At 37.0% G+C, this 14149-nt stretch carries 8 protein-coding genes and 1 tRNA gene; 6 read left to right on the top strand and 3 right to left on the bottom strand.

The genetic code is table 11. The annotated features are described in order from the left end of the window. Window positions 1-22 precede the first annotated feature (22 nt). Window positions 23-1282, top strand: a complete 1260-nt coding sequence (locus tag Q4496_RS07625; protein WP_215973037.1) for a response regulator — start codon at window positions 23-25, stop codon at window positions 1280-1282. A gap of 127 nt (window positions 1283-1409) precedes the next feature. Continuing rightward, window positions 1410-3044, top strand: coding sequence for a M28 family metallopeptidase (locus Q4496_RS07620; protein WP_215973036.1), 1635 nt, complete (start codon window positions 1410-1412; stop codon window positions 3042-3044). Window positions 3045-3293: 249 nt separating this feature from the next. Here Q4496_RS07620 and Q4496_RS07615 read toward each other — a convergent pair whose 3' ends face one another. Both Q4496_RS07615 and Q4496_RS07610 read right to left on the bottom strand, forming a co-directional pair. After that, entirely contained in the window at window positions 3294-3767 is a 474-nt protein-coding gene (locus Q4496_RS07615; protein ID WP_303610188.1) for a hypothetical protein, read from the bottom strand. Beyond that, entirely contained in the window at window positions 3767-4957 is a 1191-nt protein-coding gene (locus Q4496_RS07610) for a PepSY domain-containing protein (RefSeq protein ID WP_215973034.1), read from the bottom strand. Before Q4496_RS07610 ends, Q4496_RS07615 begins: the two co-directional genes overlap by 1 nt. A 413-nt stretch (window positions 4958-5370) precedes the next feature. Between Q4496_RS07610 and Q4496_RS07605 the strand changes: the two genes are divergently transcribed. Then, a complete protein-coding gene (locus Q4496_RS07605; RefSeq protein ID WP_303610187.1) occupies window positions 5371-6438 on the top strand; it encodes an efflux RND transporter periplasmic adaptor subunit in 1068 nt (355 codons plus the stop codon). Next, a complete protein-coding gene (locus Q4496_RS07600; protein ID WP_215973033.1) occupies window positions 6438-9539 on the top strand; it encodes an efflux RND transporter permease subunit in 3102 nt (1033 codons plus the stop codon). The genes Q4496_RS07605 and Q4496_RS07600 overlap by 1 nt, the downstream gene beginning before the upstream one ends. A gap of 100 nt (window positions 9540-9639) precedes the next feature. On the opposite strand, the gene Q4496_RS07595 is transcribed toward Q4496_RS07600, so the two are convergent. Next, a tRNA-Arg gene (locus Q4496_RS07595) sits at window positions 9640-9716 on the bottom strand. A gap of 294 nt (window positions 9717-10010) precedes the next feature. On the opposite strand from Q4496_RS07595, the gene Q4496_RS07590 reads away from it, so the two are divergent. Both Q4496_RS07590 and Q4496_RS07585 read left to right on the top strand, forming a co-directional pair. Then, window positions 10011-11057 (top strand): efflux RND transporter periplasmic adaptor subunit, encoded by a 1047-nt coding sequence (locus Q4496_RS07590; protein WP_303610186.1) that lies wholly within the window; start codon window positions 10011-10013, stop codon window positions 11055-11057. A 5-nt stretch (window positions 11058-11062) separates the two neighbouring features. Continuing rightward, window positions 11063-14146, top strand: coding sequence for an efflux RND transporter permease subunit (locus Q4496_RS07585; RefSeq protein WP_215973031.1), 3084 nt, complete (start codon window positions 11063-11065; stop codon window positions 14144-14146). The last annotated feature ends 3 nt before the right edge of the window (window positions 14147-14149 follow it).

Below are 14149 nucleotides of genomic sequence, written 5' to 3'. Positions count from 1 at the left end.
AATAACTAGGAAGGGCGTTAGAATGTCACAAAGATTATTGGTAGTAGAAGACAGTAAACCTATTGCAACCGTTATTAAACAAATAGCGCAATCGTTAAACTATGAAGTTGTTATGGCTACGACGTTAGCCCAAGTTGAAGAGATTCTATCGGGTGATACCGATTTTTTTGCAGCGACAATTGACTTTTCTTTACCTGATGCGCTAGACGGTGAAGCTATCGCCTATGTGCTATCTCACAAGATTCCTAGCGTTGTCATGACTGGTAAAATGGATGATGCTACAAGACAAAAAATCTTAGCTCAACCTGTTATTGATTATATTACTAAAGAAAATAGCCAAGCATTTTTATACTTAAAGCGCATACTGCATTGGCAACAGACTAATAGTGATAATGAAATTCTAGTGGTGGATGATTCCTCCTCTGCCCGCACTCACATTGTAGAGTTATTAAAACGTCGTAATTTTACCGTGTACACTGCAAATAATGGCGTAGAAGCCTTAGAAAAGTTAGCCGAGCATAAACATATTAAATTGGTGGTGACCGATTTAGAAATGCCAGTTATGAATGGTATTACCTTAACCAATGAAATACGCAAAAAGTATACGAGAGAGCAACTAGCAATTGTTGGTATTTCAGGAGCAGAAAACGGGAGTCATTCAGCACGATTTATTAAAAATGGTGCCGATGACTTTTTACGAAAGCCTTTTTGTCCAGAAGAGTTTTATTGTCGGATAACTCAAAATATTGAGAGTTTGAACAATATTGCAAAAATTCAACATACAGCAAATACAGACTATTTAACTGAATTATCGAACCGCAGAACATTCATTAAAAATTCAGAGCAGCGTATCGTTGAATACGCTAAGCGAAACGTTCCTTATTGCTTAGCGGTATTTGACATCGATCACTTCAAAAAAGTTAACGACACTTACGGCCATGACACGGGTGATCAAGTGTTAAAAGTATTAGCTTTATATATGCGTAAATATTTTGGTGGCGGTTTAACTACCCGTTTAGGTGGAGGTACGTTTGGTATTTTATTGCATGGTTTAGACTCTGATCAACTGTACAATAAGTTAGATGACTTTCGTCGTGAAGTAGCAGTATCTAGTATACCAGCAGGCGATGCTGAAATATCGATTAGTGTTAGTTTTGGTGTCGTTTTTGATAGCCAAGATAGTTTTTCAAAACAAATGAGTGATGCAGATAATGCACTTTATTTGGCTAAGGATCGCGGGCGAAATCAAATTGTTGTTTCAGGTAGTGAAGATTACGATTAATTGTTGTTGTCTGAGTGTCTTTACAATTAACTATTTAAACAACATATTATTTGTTAGTAAATATACCTAATAATGAAAATATTTGTTTATAATCAATTATGTCATTTTAAATAAAAGAATCAATTTAATGAAAAAAACAATCGGTTTAACTTTACTTGTTTCTGCTGTAATAAGTGGTTGTGTTACTAATAATATTGCAACAACTAATACGGCGGCGGATGTCACTGCTAGTTATAATAGTATTAATAAAGAGCAATTAATTGAGCACATTAAAGTGCTTTCTTCTGATGAGTTTGAGGGCAGAGCTCCTTCTACTAAAGGTGAAGCGTTAACGCTTGATTATTTAACAAAGCAATTGACGGCCATTGGCTTTCAACCGGGTAATGGCGATAGCTTCTTACAAGAAGTGCCTATGGTATCTATTGAAGCTTCACCAGATATGACTTTATCAATCAATGGTAAAGATTATCAGTATGGTGAAGAAATGGTAATGGGTACTAGCCGTATTAGTGACTTTGAGCAGCTTAAAAATTCAGAATTAGTTTTTGTTGGTTATGGTGTTAATGCTCCTGAATATAACTGGAATGATTACAAAGGTTTAGATGTAAAAGGTAAAACAGTTGTTATTTTAGTGAATGACCCTGGGTTTGCGACTCAAGACCCTGATTTATTTAATGGCAATGCTATGACTTATTATGGTCGTTGGACTTATAAATACGAGGAAGCTAGCCGTCAAGGTGCTGAAGGAGCAATTATTATTCATGAAACTGCACCGGCATCATATGGTTGGTCAGTAGTGGAGCATTCATGGAGTGGGCCACAATTTGGTTTTGTGCGTGAAGACCTAAATAAAGGACGTGTAGCCGTTGAAGGTTGGATTAACAGTGAAGTTGCTACCGAGTTATTTGAACGTGCCGGTTTAAATTTTGAGCAAGCTAAAATAGAAGCTGCAAAGGGTAGTTACCATGTTGATATGGGCGATCTATCGGCATCAGTTAGCGTAAAGAATACAGTGAAACAGTCGGTTTCATATAACTTTATCGCGACTTTACCGGGGAGTAGTACCCCAGATGAACACATTATTTATACAGCACACTGGGATCATTTAGGTAAAGATGAAAGTTTAGTCGGTGACCAAGTTTATAATGGTGCCGTTGATAATGCCTCAGGAACAGGGGCGCTTATTGAAGTAGCTGAAGCTTTTGCTAAACTTCCTGTTGCACCCGAACGTTCAATTACTATTATGGCTGTAACAGCAGAAGAACAAGGCTTATTAGGTTCTAAATACTATGCGGCAAATCCAGTTATTCCAGCAGCTAAAACAGTAGCTAATATTAATATGGACGCTTTGGGTGTTGATGGACGAAGTAGTGATGTGTCTGTTTATGGTTTAGGGCAATCAGAATTAGACAACTTCCTTACGGTTGCAGCCAAGAAACAAGGGCGCACCATTGCAGGCGATCCACGCCCAGCCGCGGGGATTTACTATCGTTCAGACCACTTTGCTTTTGCTAATATAGGTATTCCTGCTCTTTATGCAAAAACAGGTAAAACACCAGTAGATGAAGCAACTAAAGCCTTGCGTGCTGAACTGAGCGAGAGCTTAAGTAAGTGCTATCATAATTTATGTGATGAATATAGCGACGCTTGGGATCTGTCTGGCGCGGTAGAAGACATGCAAGCATTCTTTGAAGTTGGTTATGAATTATCGAAAGAAAATGTTTGGCCTCAGTGGAGCAAAACATCAGAGTTTAAACGTTAAGCTCAACAGCTCAACAGAGCAAGTGTACTGATAAATTAAATGAACCTAGGTGGTTCATTTAATTTTAATAACATAATATATCGCTATAGCAGTGATATTGTTGAATCACTGCTAATATCATTTTTTGGTGAGGGGATAACTATTCAGCATACGTTATTAACTGATAGCGAACTAATCTATTATCCTCGAATACTTTGCTTCACCAGCCTAATTACCACTGAAATTCTGTAGTTTAGTTGAATAAGTAAGCTATTTATACTGTAGTAATGACTTAGGTAAGTCCCAGCTAGCGATAATGACCTCACCTTGCCAATCTTCAATGGTTAACCAAGCTTTATCCTCAGCGGTTAATTTTTTAGGGCTAATAGCATGTACTTCTTGTCCATGTATACTACCGTGTAATATTCCTTCGTCACCCATTTCAAGCTTTGCTAACGAAAGAGGCTCCTTTCCTAAGGTAAAATAAGCTTGGCGAATATTATTGATATCTCCTTTAGTAAATATCAGAAAGAAATCTTTAGTATAGGTGTCATGATGCAAATAGGGAGCATCAAGGTTGTAAGGCATTGGAGTAACCGAAAAGCTGCCTACGTCTTTAGGTTGCCAAGTTGGTGGAAATTTAGGTGTTAATGATTGATAAAGAAAAATAAAAGGCAAAATTAAGACTAAGCCATTCAATTTATATTTATAGCGATTCCAAATAGTATTGTTAACTCTTGCCATTATTGTATTTCCTGAGCTGTTATTTTCTTATGGTGTATGGTTACTTGCTCCGTTTTACTGGCTTTAATGGTACGGCTTCCCCACATTAAAAATCCTGTAATTGACATGCCTGTTAATATCATGCCAAAAATAAACCAGATTATTTTTGTCCATATTCCACCAATAGTACCGTAATGAAGAGGATCAGCAATATGAGATAAGGTTTGTAATAACGTCATTTTATCGGGTGCTCTTTCACTTTCAATGGCACCTGTCCATGGATTGATCACAAGCCCATAAGAATATTGATCATAGAAAATAAAGTCTCCGCTACCATAAACTTTAAAAGTATCTCGATTATGCTCGGGTAACATTACATAAGTAGTATGAAAATCAGGAAATTGTTGCTTGGCTATTTCTACCGCATTATCTAAAGTGTAATTTGGACGAGGAATATCGTTAATGGCAAGCTTAGCAGCAGACTCTACTGTATTTAACGGTAACTGTGACACCTGTGCAATAGGAGCATGTGGTTCAATATCATAATCGGCATGCCATAAAATAGCTTGTACCAAATACCATAAGCCGGTGAGGCTCATTAGCATTAAAAACCATATTGACCAAACTCCAGCTAAACGATGTAAATCAGCGAGTAGTGTTTTTTTTCCTTGAGTAAATCGAAGTTTAGGCTGAGTGAATGCACGCCAAAAGTTTTTATAAATAATTAGCCCTGTTACTAATGCACCTAACATAACTATCGCCATAGCACAGACCAAATAATATCCAACACTATAGCTGCCATGCCATGGAAAGAGTAACCAGCCATGTAATGAACGCATAAAGTCTGTAAAGATTAAGCCTTCATTGATTGATTGAATGTCGCCAGTATATTGATTTACATAGGCAATAGCATAAGGTTTATCTTTATCGGTAAAAATTACAGCATTTACTAAATAGGGTTCAAAAGTCATCACCGTTGTAATTTTCGCGCTGGGGTAGGCTTTTTGTACTATTGAAATAAGCTCAGCAGTAGGTTTCTCGACAAGATTTTCAGGGTTAGTCGCACGGGCATTATTATTTGTAAGCCATGTTATTTCATGACTAAGCACAGAAATAGTACCAGTAAGGCATACAAAGCAGAAGATGATCCAAACGGGTAATGAAAACCAGCCGTGAAGCTGAAACCAAAAACGATTACTTATTTTAGCCATAAAATATTAAGCTTATAAAGGACAATAAACGCGCATAATAAAGCTTAAAACTATCATTATCAATTTAATTTGACTGATAATGATTTTTATTTGCAAAAATAATTATTCTATAAAAAATATAAAATTTATGCCAGTTTAGTTTCATGATTACATTGCTTTACTATATCTGCTGGGAGAGAGCTGTTGAAAAGGTTGGATAAATTAGCATGGCTTATGACAAAGTTTAAGCAGGTACTGTATTTTAATTATCGAGGGATTATCGATAGTGATGCTTGTTTATCAACAAACAGTCGACCTTCTAATTTATTATAAATGAGAATTATTATCAATTAATGTTGATCTCAGTACTTTTTCTGATTTATATTAGTGGTCACTTTCATTGTAGTTATTTAGTCGTTAATTAGGGAGTTATTTTGAGCTTTTACAAGTTGTTTTGGTGTTACCTTATACTTTTTTTTAGTATTTTTTCAGCAAACGCAAACCAAAAAGTAAATGTCGTTATAGATCAAGTTAAACAACAACAACTTGCTCCTACCGTTACATTAACTGGCTCATTAAAAGCGCAGCGTCATGCTAATCTTTCCGTGCTAACTGATGGAGTTGTGACCCAAATTCATCGAGAAACAGGTGATCAAATTGAACAAGGTGCGCCATTATTAGCTTTAGATTCAGCGTTAGTAAAAGCACAACTACAAGCTAATAAAGCTACATTAGCACGAGCACAAGTTGCTGTTGACGACGCATTTCGCCGCTACACTGAAGCAAGATCTTTATCGGAACAAAACCTATTTGCCCAAACTGAGCTTGCTGATCGAGAAGCCACTTTAAAAAGCGCAGAAGCAACGTTGCTTGAAGAGCAAGCAAATCAATATTATCAACAGCAATTATTAAATCGTCATCAACTAATAGCACCTTTTAGCGGGGTTATTGCGCAGCGAATGGTAGATGTGGGTGAATGGGTTACTCGAGGACAAAGTGTTTTTGAACTAGTTAATAATAAGCAATTATGGCTTGATTTGTATATGCCTCAAGAGCATTTCAATGCGATTGATATAAACAATAGCGTTAATGTGTACTTAGCTTCCCAACCGGAAAAAATATTTAATGCGACAGTAATTACTAAAGTTCCCGTGATTAACACCAGTAATCGCAGCTTTTTAGTGCGTTTAGCATTAGAGAGTACTACTGATTTGCAAGTTGGTTTATCAGCTAATGCCGATATTGCTTTAAAAGCAACAACTAAGGAAAGTATTGTGATTGATCGGGATGCTTTATTACGCCACCCGGACGGTGGCTTTAGCGTGTTTATAATTCGAGACGGTATTGCCTATAGACAAAGTGTAACTCTTGGTACACGAATTAATAGTAAGATTGAAATCACTCAAGGCTTGCAAGCAGGCCAGTGGGTAGTCACCCAAGGAAACGAATTACTTCAAGACAAACAAGTCGTTAATGTAGTTTCTCAAATAGGTATTAAATAATGTTACAAGGTGCTGTTAAGCAAGGTATTTTAGTTGCCGTAGTTGTTATGATTTCCTGTATTTTAGGTATTGTGGCGGCCTTTAAAATACCAGTACAAATGATTCCAGATCTTGACGTACGAACTATTACGGTAGTAACAGAATGGCCAGGTGCAACACCACAAGATGTCGAAAAGGAAATACTGATAGAACAAGAGCGTTATTTACGTTCGTTACCTAATTTAAAACGAATGTCGAGTTATGCCAATACTGGCGAAGCAGAAGTTGAACTTGAATTTCCCTTTGGTGCAGATGTGAATGAAGCGCTGATCAATGTTAGTAACGCTCTAGCGCAAGTACCTAACTATCCTGATAACGTTGATCAACCTGTACTGTATAGTAGCTCTTTTTCATCTAATGCTTTTATGTTTTTCACGTTAAAACCTTTAGCAGGTAATCCATTAAACCTAGATATTGATATGTTGCGTGATTTTACGCAAGACAATGTTAGACCAGAAATGGAGCGTGTTACAGGTGTATCACAAGTGAGTATTCGAGGTGGTGCGTTATATCAAGTGCAAATATTGGTTGATCAACAAAAACTAGCTAGCAGAAATATCAGCTTAACCGACGTCAGAGATGCCATTAAAAGTCGTAATTTAGATGCTTCTGCTGGTGATATCGATAGCGGTAAAAGACGTTATTTATTACGTATGGTTGGTCGTTTTCAATCAGCACAGGCACTTGAAGAATTAGTTATTGCACAAGATCAAGATAGTACAGTTAAACTTAAAGATATAGCGACAGTTACCTTAGATCATTATGAATTACGTGACGTAGCGTACAATGATGGTGAACGTAACTTGATGCTTATGGTTCGTCGAGAAAGTGGCTCAAATGTTATTGCGATCAAAGATGAAATGTTACAGGTCGTTGAAAGACTAAATCATGATTTATTAGAAAAAAATGGCTTACAACTAACTTTGCTTAGTGACGATGTTAGGTATGTAAAAGGATCGATTGAAAATGTTTGGACTAACTTAGCATTAGGTGCCTTATTAGCAACCTTGGTAATGTTTTGGTTTTTGAAAAGCCCTCGCTCTACTATTATAGGAGTTATGGGGGTACCTATTTGTACCATTGCCGCTTTTCTAGGCTTACTTTTGTTTAATCGAACCATTAATGTTATCTCATTGGCAGGGGTGGCTTTTGCTATTGGTATGACAGTTGATAACACAATTGTTGTACTGGAAAATATTGAACAAGCTAAGCGACGAGGATTATCGAAATTTAAAGCTGCTATTACCGGAGTACAAGAAGTTTGGCCGGCAGTATTAGCCTCTACATTAACGACAGTATTGGTATTTGCTCCCATCTTATTTATTGTTCAAGAAGCAGGGCAGCTATACTCAGACGTTGCTATTGCTATTTCTGCAGCAATTATTGCCTCAATGTTAGTCGCGTTGTTAGTTGTGCCAGCAGCCTTCGCTAAATTTTCAACTAAAGACTCGCAAACATCAGCAATGACTACACAAATGCACTTGCCTGCATTTATTAAAAAATTCTTAGCTTCTACACGTCAACGATTTGTTTGTGTGGTTTTTGCTATTGTTGGTTTAATTGGTGGCGCTTGGTTATTTATGCCTGAGGCAGAGTATTTACCTGAAGGTGAGGAACCTAAAGCCTTTTCGATGATGATTGCACCACCAGGGTATAATTTAACTTATATGGAAAAAATTGGAGATGAATTATTACCTTATTTTAATAAGCATTTAAATGCGCCCAGTAGTGATTTTGAACAAGGAAAAACCGATCTACCTTCCTTAAAGTATTACTCTATGTCAATTGGGGTAGGAAGTATTTGGTTTTTAAGTGAGCCTAGCAATACTGAACACATCGATGCCATGATGAAGGCTATCACTCAAAAATTTAAGAGTTATCCAGGGATGCGCGCTTTCTCTTCTCGTGGCTCTATTATCTCAAGTAATGATGGGGGAACACGAGCCGTTGCTATTGATATAAGTGGCCCTGAGCAGGTTAACTTATATCGTGCGGCCGATGCTATTTACAGGCTTGCAAGTGATGTATTTGATAATCCTCAAGTGGACTCTGAGCCTTCTTCACTAACACTAGATCAACCGTTAATTGAAATTCAACCTCGCTGGCAACGTCTTGCTGAAGTTGGTATGTCGGCTGATGAGCTAGGTTATACCATTGCCGCACTGAGTGATGGAGCCTATGTTGATGAGCTAATTATTAATGATGATAAAGTCGATATTTTTATTTTCTCAGAAGCAGGTAATAAACAATCTTTGTCAGGCTTAGAACAAGCACCTGTTGTTACTAAACAAGGATTATTACCATTAAATGCGTTAGCAAACTTAAATGAAAAAGCAGATAGTGATAGCTTGCGCCGTGTTGATGGACGTAGAACAGTTACCGTATATATTATTCCACCGCGTGATGTGGCATTAGAGCGAGCACAGCAAATTGTTCGAGAGGAGCTATTACCTCAGCTACAAAAACAAGGCGATTTACTTCCAGATGTTAATATTACTATCGGTGGTGCAGCCGATCAGCTCGAAAAAACCCGTGATGCACTAAGTGGCAACTTTATTGTCGCTTTAGCATTATGCTATTTACTATTGGTTGCTATTTTTAAGCATTGGGGACAGCCGCTATTCATTATGGCAACAGTACCTTTGGGCATGGCAGGCGGGTTGCTTGGTTTAGTAATTACTAATAGTGTTGGCTCTGTTGTTGGTGGTTTCCATCAACCATTCGATATGATTACCATGTTAGGTTTCTTAATTTTATTAGGCACTGTAGTCAATAATCCAATCTTGATCGTTGATCAAAGTCGTCGCAATTTAGCCTCAGGACTTAAGCCATATAAAGCTGTTATTAATGCACTAGAAACACGATTAAAACCTATTGTGATGTCGACTATGACTACCTTATGTGGTTTAGCGCCTTTAGTCTTTTTACCAGGGGAGGGCTCTGAGCTTTATCGTGGAGTGGGGATTATAGTATTAGGTGGTATTACCGTATCAACCTTAGTGAGTTTAACAGTATTGCCTGCCATGCTACTTATGTTTTATAAACAGGAAGAGTTGAGGTAGGTATAAAAGGAAGTCAGCTAAGATTTCGAGTTTTGTATTTGATATGCTTTTGGATATGAAAGGTGGACTTCAGAGTTAGATTATTACATAAGATAGGTAATGGCGCGCCATGCAGGAGTCGAACCTGCGACCTTTGCCTCCGGAGGGCAACGCTCTATCCAGCTGAGCTAATGGCGCATATTGTTAGTTTTGACTATTTCTTCTAAGTTTCACATCTTAATATAGTTGTAAACACTAAAGGAAAGGTTATCGCGCTAGGCTTTTGATAGCATACGATAAGCGCGGAAATACTATAGCTAATAAGGGAGTTTGTCTAGAGATGAACATGAATATTTCTGTATTACACGCAATACTGTTTTATCTAGCGAGTATAAGGCAACGATATTGATGTACTTTAATGGTAAAAATGCCTAAAGTAGTCACTATATTTACAATACACTATTGAATAGTTACTATTTTATGATGATGAAAATGTACATATCTTATTTCTTCCAACGTAGGTTATTAAAAGCGTTGAATAACAAGATCTTTGGTCTTTTTTTATTTTCTTGCTGTATTACTGCTGCGTATGCTTCACCCTCAGAAGGTTATCAAGTAGCAACAATTGAAGCAGAGCCTTACACCCAAGTAATACAACGAACAGGTAAGGTTGATTTTGCCCGAGTGGTGAATCTTTCTTTTAAAACAGCGGGTTTTTTAACTGAATTAAATGTTGATGAAGGAGAAGTTTTTAAAAAAAATCAATTGCTTGCTGCCTTAGATACCTCAGAATTATTAGCAGAAAAAAACGCAACGTATTCACGTTTGTTGCAAGCTAAACGTAATATCGATCGTGTAAAAGTTTTACTAGAAAAAAATCTTAGTTCCCAACGCGATTTAGATGATGCTTTAACTGCCGTGGAAACCACCAGAGCAGCCTACAAAGTCGCTTCTTATAACTTAAATAAAGCACAAATATTAGCCCCCTTCGATGGGGTTGTAATTCAACGTAGTACCGATTTAGGTGAGTTACAAGCTCCTGGCGCAGGCGCATTACAAGTGGCAACCTTATCTAAAAATCTTATTGCGAGTGTATCTTTAACGGGTGAGGAAATATCTTTAGTACATTTAAATCAAGAGGTCAAAGTTAATTTAGCTTATGCAGGGTTAGTGAATGGTAGGATAAGTAAAATCCCTGCCATAGCCGATAGTCGAAATCATTTATTTACTATCGAGGTATCTTTAGAAGAGACAAATCTAACGAAGCCTTTGATTGTAGGGCAAATAGCTAAAATACTTATTTATGCACAAAGTGAAAATTATATTTATCGTTTACCTATAGAAGCTCTAAATTCAGTTAATGAGCAAGGACAAGCGTTGATTACTATTGAAAAGGATAACGCTCCTGTGCAGCAGGCTTTTGTTATTTATAAATTAGACAATGATTTTATTTACTTAACAGCGCAAGAAAATTCACCAGCATTAGATGTTATTACTCAAGGGTGGAATAATTTCCCCCTGATTTCTACTAAAAAGTAAGCATAATGAAGTTACCTAATCTAGCAATTAAAAATGCACAGTTTACCTTAACTATAGTGGTATTACTGGTACTTGTTGGCATTGTGTCATATTTGAATATGCCTCGCAGTGAAGATCCACAATTTGATATTCCGATTACCCTAATTGAAGTGATTTATCCCGGTGCATCGCCAACGGATATTGAAACTTTAGTGGTAGATCCACTCGAAGAAGAATTTGCCGATATTGAGAATATCAAACAAGTTGAAGCACAAATAAAAAATGATGGGGCTCGTATTGAAGTTAAATTTCAGTATGGAGCCGATCCTGAATTGGCCTTCAATAAAATACAACTTGCGGTTTCTTCGGTTAAACCGTCGTTGCCTGCGGGAGTACAAGATTTACTGGTATTAAAGGCAACGCCCACTGCAGTTGCTGTTGTACAGCTTGCTTTGTGGACAGAGCCAGCTGATTATAAGCAAATGGAGTTTTATGCAAAATTATTAGAAAAGCGCTTAGAAACAATAAGTAGTGTGAAAAAAGCCGATATATGGGGATATCCCCAGCAAATTATGGCTGTTGATCTTAATTTAGATCTTCTTTTACATCATAAAATCTCTACCACGCAAGTCATGCAAGTATTGCAAGGGCGAGCAATTAATATTACCCCTGGCTTTGTTGATGCTAATACGCGTCGATTTAATGTGAAAACCAGTGGTAATTTTGAAAAAATATCTCAACTAGAAGACACTATTATTCTTTCTAATGATGATTTTGTGTTACGTCTTAAAGATATTGCTAAGATTAGCTTTGGTAGTCAAGATCCAAGTTACTTAGCGTATTATGATAATAAACCGGTAATTTTTGTTACCGTTGAACAACGTATGAACACGAATATTTTTTCGTTAACACAAGCCATACAACAAGAAATTGCATTATTTAAAGAAACAGTTCCGCCAGAATTGAAAATGGAAGTGTTATTTGAGCAAGCCCATAGTGTTGAAAATAGAGTTAACGGCTTTTTTGAAAATTTGTGGCAAGGGCTTGTGCTGGTCGGTATTTTATCATTGTTGTTTCTGGGATTAAGAGAGGCACTCGTGGTGATGATTGCTATCCCGCTTTCGTTTGTTATTGCTATTGGCTGGTTGGATTTTGCTGGTTTTGGATTACAGCAAATGTCGATTGTTGGGCTTATCATTGCGTTAGGGCTTTTGGTTGATAACGCCATTGTTGTAACAGAAAGTATTCACCGGGAAAGAAAAAAACATACATCACTAACCCAAGCTGCTGCAGCGGGCGCAAGCAAAGTGGGATGGGCAGTTTCAAGCGGTACTATTACTACTATGTTAGCGTTTTTACCTATGTTAATGCTCGCAAGTGATACCGGTGATTTTATCCGTTCTATGCCTGTAACAGTAGTGCTAGTTTTATTGGCTTCATTGTTAATTGCACTCACGTTTACCCCGCTCCTAGCAAGTAAGTTTTTATTACCTCATGAAGATGAAACTGCTAGTGAAAATACAAAAAGAAAAATTAAAACACTACAACATTATATAAATAATTTTGCTGAAAACTTTTATGTGACTTGGTTGCAAAAACTTTTCCACTTGAAGGTAGTCGTTATTGCAGTTGCTATCGCAAGCTTAATCGCTATGTTGTCACTTTTTTCTGAGGTCGGTTTAAGTTTATTTCCAAAAGCAGAAAAGCCGATGATTTTAATCGATGTGGAAACACCGCCTAACTCATCATTAGAACATACCAATAACGTGATGCAAAAAATGACGCACTTTATTGAAGATCAAGAGTTAGTTGAAAAAGTAGCATTGAATGTCGGTAGCTCTAATCCACGCATTTATTATAATGAAATTCCTAAACGAGGTGTGGTTAAATATGGGCAAATATTGGTTGTATTAACTGAATTTGATCCTGATGCAGTTGAAGACCTTGTTAGCACATTACGTACTGAGTTTGATCGCTGGCAACAGGCAAAAATCACCATAAAAGAATTTACTCAAGGGCCGGTGACAGATCAACCTATTGCTATTCGTTTGATTTCTGAATCTCTAGCCGACTTAGAGCGTGTCGCCAAAGATTTAGAAAGTAAAATGGCGAAAACCGAAGGTACTATTAATATTGATAATCCAATTGGTGTAGCAAATACCGAGCTTAATTTACAAATTGATTATGAAAAAGCAGGATTATCAAATATCGATGTTAATACGCTAGATAATACCCTGCAATCTGTATTGTCAGGTACTTATGTTGGTCGTTTTAATGATGATAATGGTGAAAATTACCCTATTTTAGTGCGTAATAAAAACCCTGATATCAACACTTTGTCAGATGTCTATGTCACTAGCTTAACAGGACAACAGATACCATTAATGCAGGTGGTTGATGCCAAGTTACAAAAAGGGCAAACAGATTATTTTCATTATCAAAAATTACGTATGGCAAAAGTATCTGCTGATGCTGCGCCTGGTTACTCAGTTAACGCCCTTACCGAAGAGTTTGTGCAATACATCGAGCAATATGATTTGCCGCTAGGTATGTATTACATCTTAGGTGGCGAAGAAGAGTCTAGACAAGAATCTTTTTCGGGATTAACACAAATCATGTTAATCACTGCTATTGGTATTTTTGCAGTGTTAGTGCTGCAATTTAAATCTTTTTTACAACCATTAATTATTTTTAGTTCAATTCCGTTTGCGATGGCAGGCTCTGTTATTGGCTTGTACCTAACCGGGTTATCTTTTTCTATGATGGCTTTTATTGGTCTCATTAGTTTATTTGGTATTGTGGTCAATAATGCCATTATCTTAATTGATAGTGCTAATAGAAACTTAGCAGAGGGGTTAAATAAACAAGAGTCTGTACTCAAAGCTAGCGCTACCCGTTTTACCCCCATATTACTTACCACATTAACGACTATTGGAGGATTAATTCCACTAACATTATATGGTGGTGGATTATGGCAACCATTGGGCGTTGTCCTTATTTCGGGGCTTTGTGTATCTGCTATTTCAAGTTTTATATTAGTACCCGTGTTAACAGAGTTATTTACTCGCTCAAACGTATCATCATTTATTGATCAGGAAATAAAAAACTAACTT

This window comes from Colwellia sp. 5_MG-2023 (assembly GCF_030547795.1).
In the GTDB taxonomy this organism is placed as follows: Bacteria; Pseudomonadota; Gammaproteobacteria; order Enterobacterales; family Alteromonadaceae; genus Colwellia.
This window is presented reverse-complemented; position numbering and strand designations above follow the sequence as displayed.